The 19890-nt window shown below is 72.4% G+C and carries 12 protein-coding genes; 7 read left to right on the top strand and 5 right to left on the bottom strand.

What is annotated here, in order from left to right; all coding sequences use genetic code 11:
* Positions 1-101 precede the first annotated feature (101 nt).
* Entirely contained in the window at positions 102-1028 is a 927-nt protein-coding gene (locus L0984_RS16155) for a LysR family transcriptional regulator (RefSeq protein WP_234194629.1), read from the bottom strand.
* A 290-nt stretch (positions 1029-1318) separates the two neighbouring features.
* On the opposite strand from L0984_RS16155, the gene L0984_RS16150 reads away from it, so the two are divergent.
* From L0984_RS16150 to L0984_RS16130, 5 genes are all read left to right on the top strand, one after another.
* A complete protein-coding gene (locus L0984_RS16150; protein ID WP_234194628.1) occupies positions 1319-3472 on the top strand; it encodes a thiamine pyrophosphate-dependent enzyme in 2154 nt (717 codons plus the stop codon).
* Between the two features lie 149 nt (positions 3473-3621).
* A complete protein-coding gene (locus L0984_RS16145) occupies positions 3622-5250 on the top strand; it encodes an indolepyruvate oxidoreductase subunit beta family protein (RefSeq protein WP_234194627.1) in 1629 nt (542 codons plus the stop codon).
* A gap of 39 nt (positions 5251-5289) precedes the next feature.
* Positions 5290-6309, top strand: coding sequence for a Bug family tripartite tricarboxylate transporter substrate binding protein (locus L0984_RS16140; protein WP_234194626.1), 1020 nt, complete (start codon positions 5290-5292; stop codon positions 6307-6309).
* Between the two features lie 196 nt (positions 6310-6505).
* The gene (locus L0984_RS16135) at positions 6506-6931 is read left to right on the top strand and encodes an acyl-CoA thioesterase (RefSeq protein WP_234194625.1); all 426 of its coding nucleotides are present in this window, start codon (positions 6506-6508) and stop codon (positions 6929-6931) included.
* Positions 6932-7126: 195 nt separating this feature from the next.
* Positions 7127-7921, top strand: a complete 795-nt coding sequence (locus L0984_RS16130; protein WP_234194624.1) for an EAL domain-containing protein — start codon at positions 7127-7129, stop codon at positions 7919-7921.
* 22 nt (positions 7922-7943) lie between these two features.
* On the opposite strand, the gene L0984_RS16125 is transcribed toward L0984_RS16130, so the two are convergent.
* Positions 7944-9290 (bottom strand): glycerate kinase type-2 family protein, encoded by a 1347-nt coding sequence (locus tag L0984_RS16125; RefSeq protein ID WP_234194623.1) that lies wholly within the window; start codon positions 9288-9290, stop codon positions 7944-7946.
* A 65-nt stretch (positions 9291-9355) separates the two neighbouring features.
* Here L0984_RS16125 and L0984_RS16120 point away from each other — a divergent pair, with 65 nt between their 5' ends.
* The gene (locus L0984_RS16120; protein ID WP_234194622.1) at positions 9356-10750 is read left to right on the top strand and encodes an 8-oxoguanine deaminase; all 1395 of its coding nucleotides are present in this window, start codon (positions 9356-9358) and stop codon (positions 10748-10750) included.
* Between the two features lie 227 nt (positions 10751-10977).
* Here the strand turns inward: L0984_RS16120 and L0984_RS16115 are convergent, their stop codons facing one another.
* On the bottom strand, positions 10978-12183 hold the full coding sequence (locus L0984_RS16115; protein WP_234194621.1) for a urate hydroxylase PuuD: 1206 nt from the start codon (positions 12181-12183) through the stop codon (positions 10978-10980).
* Positions 12184-12483: 300 nt separating this feature from the next.
* A complete protein-coding gene (locus L0984_RS16110) occupies positions 12484-12918 on the bottom strand; it encodes a helix-turn-helix domain-containing protein (RefSeq protein ID WP_234194620.1) in 435 nt (144 codons plus the stop codon).
* A 122-nt stretch (positions 12919-13040) separates the two neighbouring features.
* On the opposite strand from L0984_RS16110, the gene L0984_RS16105 reads away from it, so the two are divergent.
* A complete protein-coding gene (locus L0984_RS16105; RefSeq protein WP_234194619.1) occupies positions 13041-13889 on the top strand; it encodes a class I SAM-dependent methyltransferase in 849 nt (282 codons plus the stop codon).
* Here the strand turns inward: L0984_RS16105 and L0984_RS16100 are convergent, their stop codons facing one another.
* The gene (locus tag L0984_RS16100) at positions 13890-19778 is read right to left on the bottom strand and encodes a hybrid sensor histidine kinase/response regulator (RefSeq protein ID WP_234194618.1); all 5889 of its coding nucleotides are present in this window, start codon (positions 19776-19778) and stop codon (positions 13890-13892) included.
* Positions 19779-19890: the final 112 nt, after the last annotated feature.

Here is a 19890-nt window from a genome sequence, read left to right as displayed (position 1 = left end):
CAATCGTTATGCGCCGCGCGTGGGCACCCTCGCCGTGCACCGGGGCGTCACCTGCGCGACCCATGCTGGTGCCGCAGGCCCTGCGGCGGTGCAGCATCCGTTCAGGCCGGCAGGCCGGTGTCCTCGCCGAACAGGCGCACGATCTCGCCGCGCAGCCAGCGGTTGGGCGCATCGTCCTCGAAGCGGCGGCTCCAGTGCAGGGCTACGCCGAAATCGCGCAGGGGAAAGTCGGGTTCGACGATGGCGAAGCCGGCGCCTTCGCCGAAGCTGCGCGCGATGTTGCGCGGCATGACCACCGCCAGGTCGGTCTCGCGCACGATGGCGGGCAGCACCATGAAATGCTCTGTCACCAGCCGCACGCGGTCCTCCAGTTCCATCAGCTGCAGGATGCGCAGGGTGTCGGCATGCGAACGCACCGCCACGAAGTCCAGCCCCTGCAGTGCCGCCAGCAACGCCTTGCCGCGCAAGGCGCGTTGGGCGAAGGGATGGCCGGCGCGCACCAGCACGATGTAGCGGTCGTTCAGCAGGTGCTGGTGACGCGTGTCCTTCACCTTGGGCAGGAAGCCGAAGGCCAGGTCGATGCGGCCCTCGTCCAACGCGGCGGCGATGTCCTGCGGGCGCAGCGGCAGCGTCTCCAGCCGCACACCGGGCGCCAGGGCGCGCAGGTGCTGCATCAGGGGCGGCAGGAAGCGGCCCTCGCCGATGTCGCTCATGTGGATGCGGAAGGTCTTGCGCGAGCGGGCCGGGTCGAAGCGCTCGGGCTCGGCCACGGCCTCGTCCAGCGTGGCCAGTGCGGCCCGCACGGCCGGCGCGAGCCGCTCGGCCCGCGGTGTGGGCGCGACACCGCCGGCCACCCGGGTGAACAGCGCGTCGCCCAGCGCCAGCCGCAGCCGGGTCAGGCCGTGGCTGACGGCCGGCTGGGTCAGGCCCAGGGCCTCGGCGGCGCGGCTCACGTTGCGGGTGCGGTGCACGGCATCGAAGACGCGCAGCAGGTTGAGGTCCAGCTTTTCCATATGCACGCCGTTCATAACACTTAGCTGCTCCATTGCATTGAGGGCATGCCCGATGCGCCGGACACTGCGCAGTGCCGGTTGGCGATGCCGTTCGCCCTGAGCTTGTCGAAGGGCCTGTCCTGAGCTTGTCGAAGGGCCTGTCCTGAGCTTGTCGAAGGGTGGGTGCCCAGGCTTCGACAAGCTCAGCCCGAACGGATTTGGGTTGACTCAGCCCGAACGGTCCTGGGTCGACTGGCCCGCATCACGCACGCTGCCGCCGCCCCAGGACGGGCGGCCATGAAGCCCCACGACGGAGAGACAAGAACATGGAAGTTTCCTTCAGCAAGGAAGTGCAGGCGCTGCGCCTGGGCGCGGGCCAGACCTTTCACGGCGAGGGCATCCTGGCCATCACCAAGGGCCTGCTGCAGGCCGGCGTGGCCTACGTGGGCGGCTACCAGGGCGCGCCGGTGTCGCACCTGCTGGACGTGATGGTGCAAGGCCGCGACTACATGCAGGAGCTGGGCGTGCACGTGGAGGCCTGCTCCAACGAAGCCTCGGCCGCCGCCATGCTGGGCGCCTCCATCCACTACCCGCTGCGTGGCGCGGTGACCTGGAAGTCCATCGTCGGCACCAACGTGGCGGCCGATGCGCTGTCCAACCTCAGCTCGCCGGGCGTGACCGGCGGCGTGCTGATCGTGGTGGGCGAGGACTACGGCGAAGGCGCCAGCGTGATCCAGGAACGCACCCATGCCTATGCGCTCAAGTCCAGCCTGTGCCTGCTCGACCCGCGGCCGCACCTGCCGACCATGGTGCGCATGGTGGAGGAAGGCTTCAACCTCTCCGAGGCGTCGAGCATGCCCTGCGTGATGGAGCTGCGCATCCGCGCCTGCCATGTGCGCGGCAGCTTCGACTGCAAGGACAACCGCGCCCCGGCCGTCAGCACCCGCAGCCTGATGGAGGAGCCGGCCCGCTTCGACTACGAGCGCCTGGCCCATCCGCCCGTCACCTTCGGCCACGAGAAGCGCAAGAGTGCCGAGCGCATCCCGGCGGCGCAGCGCTACATCGCCGAACACGGCCTCAACGAACTGATGCCCGGCCAGCGCGAGGACCTGGGCATCGTGGTGCAGGGCGGCCTGTACAACGCCCTCATCCGCGCGCTGCAGCAGCATGGCCTGGCCGATGCCTTCGGCCAGAGCGAGATCCCGATCCTGGTGCTCAACGTCACCTACCCGCTGGTCCCAGACCAGATCGTCGACTTCGCCGCCGGCAAGCGCGCCCTGCTGGTGGTGGAAGAAGGCCAGCCCGAGTACATCGAGCAGGACATCGCCACCCTGCTGCGCCGCCGGGACCTGCAGACGCCGCTGCACGGCAAGGACCTGCTGCAGATGGCGGGCGAATACACCACCGAGGTGCTGACCCGCGGCCTGGCCGCCTTCGCCACGCGCTACCTGCCCGAGGGCGCCGGCCAGACCGGCACCGACTGGCTGGCCGCCAACGACGCGCGCCGCCGCGCCGTGGCCGAGCTGCTGGGCCAACCGCTGCCCGGGCGGCCGCCGGGCTTCTGCATCGGCTGCCCGGAGCGGCCGGTGTTCTCGGCCCTCAAGCTCGCGCAGCAGGAAGTGGGCAAGGTGCACATCGCCGCCGACATCGGCTGCCACGCCTTCGGCACCTTCGAGCCCTTCAGCGGCGGCCATTCGATCCTGGGCTACGGCATGAGCCTGGCCAGCCGCGCGGGCGTCTCGCCCATGATGCAGCGGCGGGTGCTGTCGATCATGGGCGATGGGGGCTTCTGGCACAACGGCCTGCTCACCGGCGTGCAGAGCGCCCTCTTCAACGGCGACGACGCCGTGCTGCTGATCTTCAAGAACGGCTACACCAGCGCCACCGGCACGCAGGACATCATCTCCACGCCCGACGAGGACACCAAGGCCCGCGCCGAGGACAAGCAGCAGAGCCTGGCACACAAGAACCACACCATCGAAGACACGCTGCGCGGCCTGGGCGTGAAGTGGATGCGCACCGTCCACACCTACGAGGTGGCGACCATGCGGGCCACGCTCACCGAGGCCTTCACGACGTCCTTCGAGGGCCTGAAGGTCATCATCGCCGAGGGCGAATGCCAGCTGGAGCGCCAGCGCCGCATCAAGCCCTGGCTCGCGCAGCTGCTGAAGAAGGGCGAGCGCGTGGTGCGCGTGAAGTACGGCGTGGACGAGGACGTGTGCAATGGCGACCACGCCTGCATCCGGCTGTCCGGCTGCCCCACGCTCACGCTCAAGGACAACCCCGACCCGCTCAAGGTGGACCCGGTGGCCACCGTCATCGACGGCTGCGTGGGCTGCGGCCTGTGCGGCGCCAACGCCCATGCGGCCACGCTGTGCCCCAGCTTCTACCGGGCCGAGGTGGTGCAGAACCCGCGCTGGCACGAGCGGCTGCTGCACGGCCTGCAGTCGGCCCTGGTGCGCGCCCTGCGCCCAGACTGACACGCCATGCCATTCAATCGACCGGAACCCTTCGGGCTGAGCTTGGCCTGTCCTGAGCCTGTCGAAGGGTCGCAGCCTCGTGCGGCGCTTCGACAGGCTCAGCGTGAACGGTTCGACTTTTCTTACGGCGCTTGCGCATGACACGACCGATGACCGCAACAATCCCCTCCCCCCGCCCCCTCACCCTGCTGCTGTGCGCCCTCGGCGGCGAAGGCGGCGGCGTGCTCACCGAATGGCTGATCGAGGCCGCCCGCCACGCCGGCTATGCGGCGCAAAGCACCTCGGTGCCCGGCGTGGCCCAGCGCACCGGCGCCACCACCTACTACGTCGAGGTCTTCCCGGTTCCGCTGGCGCAGCTGCAGGGGCGCCAGCCGGTGTTCAGCCTGGTGCCGGCGCCCGGCGCGCTGGACGTGATCGTCTCCTCCGAACTGCTGGAGACCACGCGCCAGATCGCCAATGGCATGGCCGACCCGGCGCGCACCCAGGTCATCACCTCCTCCAGCCGCAGCCTGACCACGGCCGAGCGCATGGCGCTGGGCGATGGCCGGGCCGATGCGGCGCAGCTGCTGGAGGTGGTGCGCCGCTTCAGCCGCGCGCACCAGGTGCTGGACATGGCAGCGATGGCCCGCGAATGCGGCACCGTCATCAGCAGCATCATGTACGGCGCCATCGCCGGCAGCGGCGTGCTGCCCTGGACGCGGGCGGCCTTCGAGGCGGCGATCCACGACCCGGCCTCGGGCAAGGCGCCGGGCGCCACGGCGGCGGCCAGCCTGCGCGGCTTTGCGCGTGCGTACGAAGCCGTGCACGCGCCGCGGCAGCAGGCCGCCTTCGTCGATGCCTTGCTGAAGGCCCCGAAGGTGGAAGCCGCACCGGCCCCGACGCTGCCCGCCGACCTGGCCAGCCGCTTTCCGGCTGCCGTGCACGAGATGCTGGCCCTGGGTCATGAACGCACGCGGGAGTACCAGGACGCCGCCTACGCCCGCCGCTACACCGACCGCCTGGCGCGCGTGCTCGACGCCGAACGCGCCACCGACCCCTCGGGCGCGCAAGGCTGGGCCGTCACCCGCGAGATGGCCCGCTGGCTGGCCCTGTGGATGGCCTTCGACGACATCGTGCGCGTGGCCGCGCTCAAGGCCCGCGCCAGCCGGGCCGACCGGGTGCGCACCGAGGTCAAGGCCGGCGAGGCCGACCTGCTGCGCGTCTACGACCACTTCAAGCCCGGTGTGCCGGAATTCGCCGCCCTGCTGCCGCCCGCCCTCGCCCGCCGGCTGCAGGACTGGGACCGCGCCCGCCAGCGCCGCGGCCAGTCGCCGTGGGCCCTGCCGCTGAAGGTGGGCAGCCATTCGGTCGTCGGCATGGCGTCGCTGCGGCTACTGGCCAGCCTGCGCCGGCTGCGCCCCATCGGCAGCCGCTTCGCCGAGGAACAGCGGCTGATCGAGCACTGGCTCGCCGCCGTCGAGGCCGGCACGCGCGAGGACTGGGCGCTGGGCCATGAACTCGCGCTGTGCGGCCGGCTGATCAAGGGCTACGGCAGCACCAACGAGCGCGGCAAGGCCAACCTGCTGCACATCGTCGACCACCTGGCGCGCAGCCCCGGCCGCACACCGGCCGAGCGGGCGCAGGCCATCGCCAAGGCCCGCGAGGCCGCGCTGGCCGACGAGGCCGGCACGGCCCTCGACGCCACGCTGCGGGCGCACGGCGCGCCGCCGCGGCCGGTGGCCGAGCAGCCCATCCGCTGGATGCGCCGGCCGCCCCGCTCGCAAGGCCAGAGCGCCTGAGACGCCGAGATCCCCAAGAAACCAAAAAGGAGACAAGCGATGACCCCTCAACCCCACACCACGATCCGCAACCCGCGCCGCCGCCTGGCGCTGAACCTGGCCGGCGCCGCCTGCATGGCCGCGGCACTGGCCGCCCCGCTGGCCGCGCAGGCCCAAGCCCAGGCCTGGCCGACCAAGCCCATCCGGGTCGTCGTCAACTTCCCGCCCGGCGGCGCGGCCGATCAGTTGGCGCGGCTTGTGGGCCAGCCGCTGTCGGAGGCGCTGGGCCAGCCGGTGGTGGTGGAGAACCGCGGCGGCGCCAACGGCAACATCGGCGGCGAGGTGGTGGCACGCGCGCCAGCGGACGGCTACACGCTGCTGATGAGCTCCGGCGGCATGGTGTCGGTGAATCCGCACCTGTACGAGAAGATGCCCTTCGATCCGGCCAAGGACCTGGTGCCGGTGGCCGCCGCCGCGCGGGTGCTGGTCTACCTGGTGATCCGGCCCGAGCTGCCGCCCAAGAACATCCAGGAATTCATCGCCTACCTCAAGGCCCGGCCGGGCAAGCTGTCCTACGGCTCGCCGGGCGTCGGCAGTTCGCCGCACCTGGCCGGCGAGATGTTCAAGTCGCAGACCGGCACCTTCGCCACGCATGTGCCCTACCGCGGCGCGGCGCCCGCGCTGCAGGACCTGCTGGCGGGCCAGATCGACTACTACTTCGACCCGGGCATCGCGCTGCAGCAGGTCAAGGCCGGCAAGCTGCGGCTGCTGGCAGTGGGCAGCCCTCAGCGCTCGCCGCTCTTTCCCGACGTACCCACGCTGGCCGAGGCTGGGCTGAAAGGCTTCGACGCCGACACCGTGTTCGGCTTCTACGCGCCGGCCGGCACGCCCGCGCCAGTGATCGCACGGCTCAACACCGAAATCAACAAGGTGCTGGCGCTGCCCCTGGTGAAGGAACGCATCCAGCAGCTGGGCGGCGAGGCCGCGCCCGGCACACCGGCCGCCTTCCACGACCGGGCGATGGCCGATTCGACGCGCTTCGGGGCCATCATCAAGGAGCGGGGCATCAAGGCCGATTGAGGCCCGCCCCGCCCCCATGAGCCCCTTCCCCCTCGCGGGAGAGGGGTGGGGGAGAGGGGGCGCACGCATCGACGCCGCCCGCACAGGGCGACCGTTGCTCCCCCTCTCCCCGACCCTCTCCCGCAAGGGGAGAGGGAGTCCACCCCTCGGCGCCAGGCGGGGAGGCCCCCGGTCGCGCCGCCGTTAACCTGCTGCCATGCCCAAGACCATCACCTACACCGCCCGCGTCGAATTCGGCGACTGCGATCCTGCCGGCATCGTCTGGTTTCCCAACTTCTTCGGCTGGATCGATGCCGCCTCGCGCCACTTCTTCGCCGGCTGCGGCGTGCCGCGCTGGGAAGAGACGACCCGCACCCTCGGCGTCATCGGCACGCCGCTGGTGGACACGCAGGCCCGCTTCGTCAGCACCGCCAGCTATGGCGACACGCTCCACTTCGCCGTGCAGGTCCGCGAGTGGCGCGAGAAGAGCTTCGTGCAGGCCTACCGCGTGACCCGCGACGACCCCGAGGGTGAGACGCTGATCCTCGAATGCGAGGAGGTGCGCATCTTCGGCGGCAAGCGGCCCGACGGGCGGCTGCGCGCGCTGCCCATTCCGCCCGAGATCCGCGCCTTGTGCGAATGAGGCGGCGCCCGGCGCCCCGGCGCGGGAGACCTCAACAGCGCGGCACACGCGCCTACACGCGGACAGGACGCCGCAAGGGAACATCACGCGACTCGTGACGTCGGCTGCGCGCGCAGCGCCCCAATGCGGACGGTACGCCCGTCCGCGGCAGCGGCCGCCGAAGCCGCGCCGCCCATCCTGCCCGAACGTCCGTCCATGATCCACACCATCGCCCTGCAACCGGCCCCTGGGGGCTCGCCATCCGCTGCCAGCGGGCGCTGCAAGGGATGCCGCGAAGGCGAGGTGCCGCTCTTTCCCTTCAGCTTCGCCTACCAGCCGATCCTGGACCTCCAGGCCGGCGAGATCTGGGCGCACGAGGCGCTGGTGCGCGGGCCGGACGGCGAAGGCGCCATGACGGTGCTCGACCAGGTCAACGCCGACAACCGCTACCGGTTCGACCAGTCCTGCCGCGTCAACGCGATCCGCATCGCCGCCGCGCTGGGCATGGAGACGCGCCTGTCCATCAACTTCCTGCCCCAGGCGGTGTACCGGCCGGAGATCTGCATCCGCACCACGCTCGAGGCGGCCGACAGGTACGGCTTCCCGCGCGACCGCATCGTGTTCGAGGTGACCGAAGGCGAGCGGGTCAGCGACGGGCCCTGGCTTGCCTCCATCCTCACCGAGTACCAGCGCTGCGGCTTCCTGACGGCCATCGACGACTTCGGCGCCGGCTACGCGGGCCTGACGCTGCTGGCCGACTTCCAGCCCGACGTCGTGAAGCTGGACATGGCCCTGGTGCGCAACGTCGACACCAGCCGCGCGCGCCAGGCCATCACCCGCGGCATCCTGCGCATGTGCGAGGAACTGGCCATCACGGTGATCGCCGAGGGGGTCGAGACGGCCGGCGAGCGCGACTTCTTCCTGCACGAGGGCGTGCGGCTGATGCAGGGCTACCTGTTCGCCCGGCCGCGCTTCGAGGCCCTGGCGCCGAGGGCCGAGATCTTCGGCTGAACCGGCGCCGGGCGGCCCTGCGTCAGTCCGGCAGCACCAGCAGCGCGCGGAAGTCGTTGACGTTGGTGTGCGTGGGCCCGGTCACGAGCAGGTCGCCGAGCGCATCGAAGAAGCCATACGCGTCGTTGCGGTCCAGGTGGTCCGACAGCTTGAGGCCGGCTTGCGCCGCGCGGGCCAGCGTGTCGGGTGCGACGAAGGCGCCGGCGTTGTCCTCCACGCCGTCGATGCCGTCGGTGTCGGCGGCCAGCGCCCACACGCCGGGCTCCCCCATCAGCGCGCCGGCCAGGCCCATGCAGAACTCGCCCGCGCGTCCGCCCCGCCCCTTGGCGGTGCCGGGCGGGCGCTGGCGCACGGTCACCGTGGTCTCGCCGCCCGACAGGATCACGCAGGGCCGCGCGAAGGGCGTGCCGTGGCGCGCCACCGCGCGGGCCAGGGCGGCGTGCACCTTGCCGACCTCGCGCGACTCGCCTTCCATGTCGTCGCCCAGCACATGGGCCTCGATGCCCGCCGCGCGGGCCGCCTGCGCAGCCGCCTCCAGCGACTGCCGCGGCGTCGCGATCAGGTGCACCGCATGGCCGGCAAACACGGCATCGGCCGGCTTGGGCGTTTCAAGGCAGCCGCCGCGCAGGCCTTCCATGACACGGGCCGGCAGCTCGATGCCGTAGCGCTGCAGGATGGCGAGGGCGTCTGCGCAGGTGCTGCCGTCGGGCACCGCGGGGCCGCTGGCGATGACGGCCGGGTCGTCGCCGGGCACGTCGCTGATGGTGAGCGTGACCACCCGGGCTGGCGCGCAGGCCGCGGCCAGCCGGCCACCCTTGATGCGCGAAAGGTGCTTGCGCACGCAGTTCATCTCGCCGATGTGCGCGCCCGATTCGAGCAGCTGGCGGTTGATGCGCTGCTTGTCCTCCAGCATCAGCCCCTCGGCCGGCAGCGTCAGCAGCGCCGAGCCGCCGCCGGAGATCAGGCACAGCACCAGGTCGTCGGCCGTGAGGCCGTGCGTGAGGGCGAGCATGCGCTCGGCGGCGCGCAGGCCGGCGGCGTCGGGCACGGGGTGCGCGGCCTCCACCAGCTCGATGCGCGACGGCACGCCGGCGGGCCGCGGCGGGATGTGGCCATAGCGCGTGACCACCAGGCCCGACAGCGGGGCGTCCTGCGGCCAGAGGGCTTCCAGCGCCTGCACCATGGAGCCCCCGGCCTTGCCGGCGCCCAGCACCAGCGTGCGGCCGCGCGGCGGCGGGGGCAGGTACTGGCCCATGCGCGCAAGGGGCAGCGCCTGGTGCACGGCGACACGGTAGAGGTGTTCGAGGAAGGCGCGCGGCTGCTGCTTCGGATCAGGAAGCGAAGCGGACGCGGTGTCGGATGCGATCATGTTCTTTGTCTCCAGGGACCCGGCAAAGCCGCCGAGGTCTTTGAATGCGCGAGAGGACTGTACCGATGAAAACCCTGCTGATCCGCCACGCCAGCTGCGTGGCGACCTTCGACGACGCGCGCACCGAGCTGCGCGATGCCTCGGTGCTGGTGCGCGGCCACCGCATCGAGGCCATCGGCCCCGCGGCCGACCTGCCGCAGCAGGCCGACGAGGTGATCGATGCGCGCGGCCACCTGGTGATGCCGGGCCTGGTCAACACCCACCACCATATGTACCAGTCGCTGACGCGCGCCATACCGGCGACGCAGGACGCGGAACTCTTCGGCTGGCTGCGCGGGCTCTACCCGATCTGGGCCGGGCTCACGCCCGAGATGGTGAACGTCTCCACGCAGGTGGCCATGGCCGAGCTGCTGATGTCGGGCTGCACCACCAGCAGCGACCATCTCTACATCTACCCGAACGGCGTGCGGCTGGAGGACAGCATCGAGGCCGCGCAGGCCATCGGCATGCGCTTCGTGGCCTCGCGCGGCGCCATGAGCCTGGGCCAGTCCAAGGGCGGCCTGCCGCCCGACCGCGTGGTGGAGGACGAGGAGGCCATCCTGCGCGACACCGAGCGTCTGATCACCACCTGGCACGACCGCAGCCATGGCGCCATGGTCAACGTGGCGGTGGCGCCATGCTCGCCCTTCTCGGTCAGCCGCGAACTGATGCGCGATGCCGCGGCCCTGGCCCGCCGGCATGGCGTGCGCCTGCACACCCACCTGGCCGAGAACGACCACGACATCGCCTTCACCCGCGAGAAGTTCAACTGCACGCCGGCCGAGTACGCGCAGGAGCTCGGCTGGCTGGGCGACGACGTCTGGCATGCCCACTGCGTGAAGCTGGACGAGGCCGGCATCGGCCTGTTCGCGCGCACGCGCACCGGCGTGGCCCACTGCCCCTGCAGCAACATGCGCCTGGCCTCGGGCCTGGCGCCCATCCGCCGCATGCTCGATGCCGGCGTGCCGGTGGGCCTGGGCGTGGACGGCAGCGCCAGCAACGACGGCGCGCACATGGTGGGCGAGGCGCGGCAGGCGCTGCTGCTGGCGCGGGTGCGGCGATCGCTCGATGCCTTCGGCTGCGACCACGGCCCGGCCGAGATGACGGCCCGCGATGCCCTCGCGATGGCCACCCGCGGCGGCGCCCAGGTGCTGGGCCGCGCCGACATCGGCCACCTGGCGCCCGGCATGTGCGCCGACCTGGCCCTGTTCGATCTGCGCACCCTGGGCTTCGCCGGCGGCGCCGTGCACGACCCCGTGGCCAGCCTGCTGCTGTGCGCAAGCCCGCAGGCGGCGTACACGGTGGTCAACGGGCGGGTGGTGGTGCGCGAAGGCCAGCTGGCGACGGTGGAACTGCAGCCGCTGGTGGAGCGGCACAACCGGCTCGCCGTCCAGCTCGCCGAAGCGGCCCGCAGCGCCTGATCGATCGCGGATGACTCCCTCTCCTCTCGCGGGAGAGGGCTGGGGAGAGGGAGTGACCGCCTGTGCGCCCCATCGATGCTTGCGTGGGGCATCTCCCCCTCTCCCCAACCCCTCTCCCGCGAGGGGAGAGAGGCTCGAAGCCACGCCTCGCCGCTCTGGATTTCTCATGCCAGCAGCAGCCATGGGCGGAGACGGGCGGGCCCAAGCATGCCCGTCACCCAGCGACCTCAGTTCGTTTTCGCCCCGCCCTGGAACCAGCGCCCGATCAGCGCCCGCTCCGCGTCGGTGATGTGGGTGGCGTTGTTCATCGGCATGATCTTTGTCACCACCACCTGCTGGTAGACGGCCTGCGCATGCGCGGCCACCTGCTCGGGCGAATCGAGCCGCACGTTCTTCATCTGCACGGCGGCACCGTGGCACAGGTAGCAGCGCTGCTCCAGCACCTTCTGCACCTCGGCATAGGCCACGGGCGCGGCCTGTGCGGCGGCGGGTTGCGGCGCCACGGGCTCGGGCTTCATCCAGACGATGGTCAGGCCCAGCACGGCGATGCCGAGCATGGCGTAGGGCAGCGGGTTCTTGGCGTTGCCCAGCTTCCAGCGGTGGCGCACCACGAAGAACTGGCGGATGGCGGCGCCGCCCAGCATGATCAGCAGCAGCACGATCCAGTTCTGCGGATGCGTGTAGGTGAAGCTGTAATGGTTTGACAGCATCGCGAACAGCACCGGCAGCGTGAAGTAGGTGTTGTGCACGCTGCGCTGCTTGCCGCGCTGGCCGTGGATCGGGTCGACCGGCTTGCCCTCGCGCAGGGCGGCCACGCTCTTGCGCTGGCCCGGGATGATCCAGAAGAACACGTTGGCGCTCATGGTCGTGGCCATCATCGCGCCCACGAGCAGGAAGGCGGCGCGCCCGGCGAACCAGTGGCAGGCCAGCCAGGCCGCGAAGGCGATGAAGAGCGCGATCAGCACGCCGACGATGGTGTCGCCGTTCTTGCGCCGGCCGAAGATCTGGCAGATGCCGTCGTACACCATCCAGAACACGACGAAGAAGGCGAGGGCCACGGCGATGGCGGCACCGGGCTGCCAGTCCATCTTGCTCTTGTCGATGAGGTAGGTGCTCGCGTTCCACAGGTACGACACCGTGAAGAGCGCAAAACCGCTCAGCCAGGTGGAGTAGCTTTCCCAGAAGGACCAGTGCAGGTGCTCCGGGATCTTGCGCGGCGCCACCGCGTACTTCTGCATGTTGTAGAAGCCGCCGCCGTGCACGGCCCATTGCTCGCCGCCCACGCCCTTGTCCAGCGATTCGGCGTCCTTGGGCTTCTCGAGGCTGTTGTCCAGCATCACGAAGTAGAAGGAGGCACCGATCCAGGCGATCGCGGTGATGACGTGGAGCCAACGCAGCAGCAGGTTGGCCCAGTCGAGGTAGTAGCTTTCCATCGCTCAACCCTGAAGTGATGAGAGTTCTGTCCTGCTCACCACCGCGGGCGCTGTAAGCAGAAGGTGCCGCGAACGCCGGGCACCGGGGATGGTGCACCTCATCGCTCCGCTGCGGCGATTTTGTTGTGGACGCAAGTGTATACAGTTTGCCGGCCCCGACGCAGACTCGCTGCAGCAGAGCGCGGGTTTTCACCGGGCCGACAAGGTGTGAACGCCGGTCAGCAATAAGTGTGCCTTTGGCGCCGCGACCCCCACCGTCCCAGCGTGAGCACCGACGCTGCCTCGGCGCATCCGCGCCCCTTACATCGGCGCAGGCGGCGCCGCCCTCTGTCGCGCGCCCAGGCGGCCGGACTCTGCCGCCTTCAGCAGGCGCTGGAAGCTGGCGCACTCTAGATGGCTGGGCGCCGGGCACGCCGCGGCGTGCCGCAGTCCATCGCGCAGGGCGCGCAGATGCCGGATCCGGGCGTCGAGCTGGTCGGCCTGGGCGGCCAGTTGCGCCCGGTCGATCCGCGGTGCGCCTTCGCCGCCCAGCATGACGCGGATCTCCTCGAGCGAGAAGCCGGCCACCCGGCCAAGGGCGATGAGCGCCAGTCGCTGGAGCACACCCGGGCCGTACACCCTGCGCAGGCCCCGCCGGCCCAGCGGCGCGATCAGCCCCTTGTCCTCGTAGAAGCGCAGCGTGGATGCCGGCAGTCCGCTGCGGCGGCCGACTTCGGCGATATCCAGTTCAGCCATGGGCTTGACTTCAAGTGCAGTTGAAGCAGCACATTGTGGACCGCGCCTTGTTCGGCGGCCGCACCGACCCGGGACCTTGCCGCCGAAGACGCGTTCCCCATCATTCACACGAGGACTGTCCCATGCCCGCCTTTCCCCCCTCCCATGGCGATGACCAGGCCGCGCTCTGGAACGGCAATGCCGGCCGCGCCTGGGTCGATGCCCAACCCATCCTCGACCACCTTTTCGCGCCAGTGGCAGAACGGTTGATCCAGGCCGCGGACATCTCACCGGGCCACACGGTCCTCGACGTGGGCTGCGGCACCGGTGCCACCACCCTGCGTGCCGCCGAGGCGGCCGGACCGGGCGGCACCTGCACCGGCATCGACCTGTCCGAACCCATGGTCGCGCATGCCCGCCAGCGCGCCGCCGGCGCCGCAAGCCCGGCGCGCTTCGTCTGCGCCGACGCCCAGACCCATGCCTTTGCGCCCCGGGCGCACATGCGGCTGCTGTCCCGCTTTGGCCTGATGTTCTTCGCCGATCCGGTGGCCGCCTTTGCCAACCTGCTGCGCGCGACAGCGCCGGGTGGCACGCTGACGGCCATGGTCTGGCGCTCGGCGGCGGAGAACCCGTTCATGACCACCGCGGAGCGCGCGGCCCTGGCTGCCCGGCCCGACCTGCCCTTGCAGCGCGCCGCGGGACCGGGCCAGTTCGCCCTTGCCGATGAGCGCCGCGCCAAGCACATCGTTGAGGAAGGCGGCTGGACGGACATCTCGCTCACGCCCGTGGACCTGCCCCTGGAACTGCCGCTGGACGCGCTGCCCACCTACGTGATGCGGCTGGGACCGCTGGGCCGGGTCCTGCCGTCCGTGCCCGAGGACGCGAGGGCAGCGCTCCTGGCCGAGGTGCATTCGGCCTTTACGCCCTTCGTCCGGGACGACGCGGTCCACTTCGACGCGGCCTGCTGGCTGATGCGCGCACGGCGCGGCTGATCAGAGGACCGTCGCCTCGGTCTCCGGCTGCGCCACCGTCACGGGTGCCGCATAGCGACGCACCAGCGCCAGCAGTTCGTCCTCGCCATAAGGTTTGCCGAGGTAGTGGTCCACGCCCAGCGTCTGCGCATGCTCGCGGTGCTTGGCCGCGATGCGCGAGGTGATCATCACCACCGGCAGGTCGACCAGTTGCGCGTCGGCGCGGATGTTGCGCACCAGGTCGAAGCCGTCCATGCGCGGCATCTCGATGTCCGACAGCACCAGCGCGGGCCGCTCGCCCTGCAGCAGCTCCAGCGCCTGCAGGCCGTCGGCGGCCAGCGCCACGCGCCAGCCTTCGCGCTGCAGCAGGCGCTGCGTCACGCGGCGCACGGTGATGGAGTCGTCCACCACCATCACGAGCGGCACCTGGGCCGCCGTGCGGCCCGGCTGGCCGGCGGCATCGGGCGCGGGCAGGTCCGCGGCCAGGCGCTGGCGCCGCCGCGCCTGCCCGCCGTGCAGCGTGCCGAGCACCACCGGGTTGTGGATCATCACCACGGCGCCGGAGGCGAGCACGGTGATGCCCACCAGGCCCGGCACGCGCGCGAGCTGCGGCCCCAGGTTCTTGACCACCACTTCCTGGCTGCCGAGCACCTCGTCCACATGCAGCAGCACGCGCTGGGCGGCGCTGCGCACCACCACCAGGGTGTTGGCGCGGCCGGGTGGCTGCTCGCTGGCGTCGGAGGCCTGCAGCAGCGCACCCGCCCAGTAGAAGGGCAGGCGCTCCCCGCCGTAGCCGCTGTGCGCCTCGGCATAGGCCTGGGCCAGCTCGGCGGCGCCGGCGCGCTGCACCAGCTCGACCAGGCTGGCGGGCACGCCGAAGGTCAGCCCGCCCGCGCGCAGCATCACCACCTGGGTGACGGCCGTCGTCAGCGGCAGCACCAGGCGGAACTCGGTGCCCTGCCCCGCCGTGCTGCGGGTCTCGATGCGGCCGCCCAGGGCCGTCACCTCGGCGCGCACCACGTCCATGCCGATGCCGCGCCCGGCCAGTTCCGAGACCTCGGTCGCGGTGGTGAAGCCGGGACGGAAGACCAGCTCGGCCAGTGCCCGCTCGTCCAGCGCCGCGCCGGGCTCGATCAGCCCCTGTGCCTCGGCGCGGTCGCGGATGCGCTCGGCCCGCAGGCCGCCGCCGTCGTCGGCGAAGCGGATGGCGATGTCGTTGCCGTCCTGGCGCATCTCCACGCGCAGCTGCCCGGTGGCCGGCTTGCCGGCGCGCTCGCGCTCCGCGGGTGGTTCGATGCCATGGACCACGGCATTGCGCAGCAGGTGCTCGAAGGCCGGCGCAATGCGGTCGAGCACGCCGCGGTCCATCTCCACCTCGCCGCCGAGCAGGTCGAGGTGCACCGGCTTGCCCGTTTCCTTGGACGCCTGGCGCACCACGCGGTACAGCCGCTCGGCCAGGTTGTCGAAGGCCACCATGCGGGTGCGCAGCAGCGAGCGCTGCAGCTCGCGCGTCTGGCGCGCCTGGGTCTGCAGGCCGTCCTCGGCCACCTGCACGGTGCGCTGCAGCGTGCGGTGCACGGCGGCGACGTCGTCCACCGACTCGGCCATCATGCGGGTGAGTTCCTGCACGCGGGTGAAGCGGTCGAACTCCAGCGGGTCGAAGCCCTGCGCATCGCGCGACTGCATCTGGCGCGACTGCATCTGGCTTTCGGCCTGCACCTCCAGGTCGCGCAGCTGCTGGCGCAGGCGCTGCAGGTTGCCGGTGAGTTCGCCCAGGGCGCCGCGCAGCTGCTCGACGGAGGCCTCGACACGGCCACGGGTGATGGTCACCTCGCCGGCCTCGGCCATCAGCCGGTCCAGCAGCTGGGCGCGGATGCGCACCACGGCCCCGGCCCCGGGGGTGGCGGCCAGCGCCGCAGCGGGCTGGGCGGCCGCGAGCGCGGCGTCGAGGCCGGCGGGACGCGGCACCTCGGCCGGCATGTCGCCGGCCGCCGCCGCCTCGGCGGCCGGCGCCAGCGGCGCGGAGGCATCGCCGGTCTCGATGCGCAGCGCAGGCGCGCTGTGCTCGGCCGCGACGGAGTCGGCCGCCAGTTGCTGGCGCCGCGCCTCGTCGGCCGAATCGGCGGCGCGGAGCTGGTCGAAATCGGCCTGCAGCACGTCCAGCCGGCCCAGGGCCTGCTCCAGCGCCTCGCGCACGACGTCGCCCAGACCCAGCGGCTCCAGCGCCGATTCCATCTGGTGGGCGCGCTGGCCCAGGCGCATCGCCCCCGCCAGCCGGGCGCTGCCCTTGAGGGTGTGCAGGGCCCGCAGCACCTGGGCGCGGGCGTCGCCGTCGTCCGGCTGCGCGGCCCAGGCGCGCAGCGCCCGGCTGAGGGCAGGCAGCAGTTCGGCCGCCTCCTCCTCGAAGATGGGAAAGAGCTCGTGGTCGACGGCGTCCTGCACCGCGCCGAGTTCGTCCTCGGGCTCCAGCGCGACATCGGGCCCGGGCGCCGACGCCGGCCCCAGCGTGGATGCCGGGGTGGCGGCGGGCAGTTCGAGCAGGGCGCGCAGCCGCTCGGGCAGGCCGGCGTTCGGCGCCTTGACGAAGCCGGCCGCGAACTGATGCAGCAGCCGGCGGATGTCTTGCGCAGCCTCGACGAGCACGGCCGCCTGGGCCGCGCCCGCGCGATGTTCGCCCTGCAGGTGCTGCAGCGCGTTCTCCACCAGCCGCGCGAGTTCGGACAGCAGCGCGAAGCCGACGGTGGCCGAACTGCCGGCCAGCGAATGCGCCGCGGCGATCGCCTCGTCAGGCAGGCGCGTGCCCGGCGACGGGGCCCAGGCCGCCAGCCGTTCGACCAGCTGGCGGGACCATTCGTCGGCCTCGCTCAGGTAGACGTTGTAGAGCGCGAGCGGAATGCGCAGTCCGCCGACCAGCCGCACGTCGTCGCCCGCGACGGGCGCCGGGACTTCCTGCGGCGGTGGCGTGGCCGGCGCCGCGTCGTCCTGCGCGGGCTCAGGGGCTGCATCGTCGGCCGTCGGCGGCTCGCCGCCTGCGGGCTCGGGCGGCGCCATCGACAGCTCGAAATCCACGCCGTAGTCCGAGGACAGCGGCACCGATTCCTCCGCCGGCTCGGCCTGCGTGGTGCGCTCGAAGTCGGCGAGCGCGGCATCGGCCTCGGACTCGTCCTCCTCGCGGCGCATCGGGGCCGGCAGCGTGGGCGGCTCGTCGAAGGCGAACTCGGCCTCCATGCGGGTGTGGCCGAAGCTGGCGGGCGCCGGGATCGGCGGGCGCGGCGGCGGATCGGGCAGCAGGAAGTCGAGGTCGGCCGGCTGGGTCGGGCCGCCCAGGTCCAGCTCGGGCAGCAGGTCGACTTCTTCCACCTGCGCCGGCAGCGGCTCCAGCGGGGCCGGCAACGTGGTGGCCTCGAAGTCGGGCTCGAAGACCGGCAAGGGGGGCAGTGCCTCGGCCGCCGGGAGCGGCTCGGCCGGTGCAGGCGGCGCCCAGGCTGGCGCGGGCACAGGCGTCGTCGCACGGGCCGGCGGCACCGGCGCGGCGGACGCGGGCGCCGCGGCCAGCGCGCGCATCGGCGCCAGCCAGGACTCGCTGGCCGGCGCCGTGCGGCCTTCGGCGATGGCGTCGATCCATGCGGCAAAGCCGGGCAGCGCGCCTTCGGTCGCCGACATCAGCGCCGGGTCGGCACGGCGCTGCTCGGCCAGCCAGGTGTTGAGCACCTGCTCGCAGGCCCAGGCGGCGTCGCCGAATTCGGCCAGCCCCACCATGCGGGCACTGCCCTTGAGCGTGTGGAAGGCCCGGCGCAGCACCGTGAGTTCGTCGCCGCTGCCCGGCGGCTCGGCCAGCGAGCGCAAGGCGGCGCGGGCGGACTGGAGCACCTCGCGGGCCTCGTCCAGGAAGATGGCGCGCAGGTCGTCCTCGTCCAGCTCGGCCACATCCATGCCCGGGGGCGATGCAGCCTCGGGCGGTGCCACGTGTGGCGGCGACGCGGTCGGCCAGGTCTCGGCGGCCCGGCTGAATTCCTCGAGGGCCGGCGCCACGGGCGTGCCCACCTCGGCCAGGCGCTGGGCGATCTGCGCGTCCACGGCGCGGGCGCTGTCGATCACCTCGGCCGGCAGCTCGTCGCGCGGCGGCACCACGGGCGCCGGCGCGCCCTGCCGGCCCATGAGGGGATCGAGCCGGCCGGCGGCCTCGTCGAACACGAAGAGCCGCCGCGCCAGCGCCGGCTGGTAGGCCAGCATGTCGATCAGGAAGCCGAGTGCGCCCAGGTTGTGACCCAGCCGCTCGACGCCCGGCGCGCCGGGCGCGATGGCACCCTGGCCGGCGCCGTCGGCCAGCAGTTGCTCCACGTCCTCGCGCATGCGCTGCACGGCGCGCGCGGCCTGGTCCAGGCCCAGCACCGAGAGGACGCCGCGCATCTGCGTGAGCTGGGCCGGCACGGCGCGCAGCACGCTGCCGTCGCCCGGCCGGCGGAAGAACTGGTCGAGCGATTTCTCCAGCTCGCCCAGGCGCGCGCGCAGTTCGTCGACCACGGTGCCCAGGCTCTGGCGGTCGCTCACGCGGTGGTAGAGCGCCTCCATCCAGGGCGCCAGCGGCTCGGACGGCGCGCCGCGCCGCGCGCGCTCGATGCGGCCGGCCAGTTGGACGATGCGCTCGGCCAGCTCACGGTCCTGCGGATCGAGGTCGTCGAAGGCGGCCTCCATGTGCAACAGCGCGGTGGCCACTTCGAGCGCCAGCTCGGTCGACGGCGGCTCGCCGCGGTGGATGACCTCGCCCAGCACCTGGTCGAAGGCCTGCACCAGCGGCGCGGCGGCCGGGTACACCGCCATCAGCGATTCGCCCAGCTGCGCGAAGCTGTCGGCGGCGGGGCGCAGGCGGTTGAGGTCGCCCTCGGAGATGGCGGACCAGCATTCCTTGGCGGCCTCGGCGCGACGGCGGGCCTGCGCCAGCACCGCCGGATCGAAGCGGCCGAAGCGGCGCTGCTCGTAATCCACCGGATCGCCGCGGCCCAGGCCCCAGGCGCGGCGCACGGTCGTCAGCAGCGGCAGGGGGGCCGGCGGGGGCACCGGCACGCGCGCCTGGGCGCAGAAGAAGAGCAGGTCCTGCCCCAGCCGGTCGGCCACGGGCGCCGTGCCGCGGGCCAGGGCGGCGTACTGCAGCATCACCCGCGAGGCGGTGCGGCGCACGTACGCATCGGCCACCAGCACGCTGGCGCCCAGGGCCTCGAAGAAGGCACCGGACAGCAGCCAGAAGCCGGCGGGCGGCGTGCCGGGCGGCTGCCCGGCCATCAGGCGCAGGCACAGCGCAGCCAGGCGGCGGGCCGACTCGGCATTGCCGCTCTTGACCACCTGGAGCAGGTCGCGGTCGAGCCCGGCGCGCACCTGTGCATCGAGCACCAGCGGCGGCACGCCCTCGGGCCGAGGCAGCGCGGGCCAGGACCACGGCTCGGGCCACAGGTCGGCGGGGTGGATGCGGTCGGCACCCGCCAGCTCCAGCATGTCGCGGTAATGCGGGAACAGCCCCAGCACCGGTGCCGGACGGCCGGCCATGAGGCGGGCCAGGAAGTCGGCCAGCGCGAAGCCGGCCCGCTCGATGGCGGCCGTCGAGGCATCGGTCTGCAGCGCCGGCTCGCGCTGCAGCCGCTGCACGGCCCATTCCATGCCCGATGCCAGCCGCCCCGCCCCGCCCTGCCCCACCAGCTGCAGCGCGCCCGCCGCCTGATGCAGGTGATGGACCGCCGCCTGCAACTCGGCGTCGTCGCCCGCCTGCCCCGGCGCCCGTCCCAGCTGATGCCGGTGCATCGCCTTGGCCGCGTTCTCCAGCGACTTGCGCACCTCGCCATGCACCCAGGCCAGGGGGCCGAGGTCGGTGGTGGTGCCGTCCATCGCCGATGTGCCGCTCACGTGAGGTGCGTTCATGCGTTCACTCCGGCAAGCCAAACCTGGCGCACGGCGCCAGCAACCGCCGCCGGCTTCCCGCTCGAATGGCCGCGGAGCAGGCCATGCGGGAACATCCGCGGAACCGGCTTTG

Origin of the sequence: Pseudacidovorax sp. NFM-22, assembly GCF_021401245.1 — a bacterium.
Taxonomy (GTDB): Bacteria; Pseudomonadota; Gammaproteobacteria; order Burkholderiales; family Burkholderiaceae_C; genus Xenophilus.
Note: the sequence above shows the minus strand (reverse complement) of the source record. Positions and strands in the feature narration are given on the sequence as shown.

Excerpts from the sequence above, each read along its gene's own strand:
- L0984_RS16155 (WP_234194629.1), bottom strand. The coding sequence starts at position 1,028 with ATGAACGGCGTGCATATGGAAAAGCTGGACCTCAACCTGCTGCGCGTC.
- L0984_RS16150 (WP_234194628.1), top strand. The coding sequence starts at position 1,319 with ATGGAAGTTTCCTTCAGCAAGGAAGTGCAGGCGCTGCGCCTGGGCGCG.
- L0984_RS16145 (WP_234194627.1), top strand. The coding sequence starts at position 3,622 with ATGACCGCAACAATCCCCTCCCCCCGCCCCCTCACCCTGCTGCTGTGC.
- L0984_RS16140 (WP_234194626.1), top strand. The coding sequence starts at position 5,290 with ATGACCCCTCAACCCCACACCACGATCCGCAACCCGCGCCGCCGCCTG.
- L0984_RS16135 (WP_234194625.1), top strand. The coding sequence starts at position 6,506 with ATGCCCAAGACCATCACCTACACCGCCCGCGTCGAATTCGGCGACTGC.
- L0984_RS16130 (WP_234194624.1), top strand. The coding sequence starts at position 7,127 with ATGATCCACACCATCGCCCTGCAACCGGCCCCTGGGGGCTCGCCATCC.
- L0984_RS16125 (WP_234194623.1), bottom strand. The coding sequence starts at position 9,290 with ATGATCGCATCCGACACCGCGTCCGCTTCGCTTCCTGATCCGAAGCAG.
- L0984_RS16120 (WP_234194622.1), top strand. The coding sequence starts at position 9,356 with ATGAAAACCCTGCTGATCCGCCACGCCAGCTGCGTGGCGACCTTCGAC.
- L0984_RS16115 (WP_234194621.1), bottom strand. The coding sequence starts at position 12,183 with ATGGAAAGCTACTACCTCGACTGGGCCAACCTGCTGCTGCGTTGGCTC.
- L0984_RS16110 (WP_234194620.1), bottom strand. The coding sequence starts at position 12,918 with ATGGCTGAACTGGATATCGCCGAAGTCGGCCGCCGCAGCGGACTGCCG.
- L0984_RS16105 (WP_234194619.1), top strand. The coding sequence starts at position 13,041 with ATGCCCGCCTTTCCCCCCTCCCATGGCGATGACCAGGCCGCGCTCTGG.
- L0984_RS16100 (WP_234194618.1), bottom strand. The coding sequence starts at position 19,778 with ATGAACGCACCTCACGTGAGCGGCACATCGGCGATGGACGGCACCACC.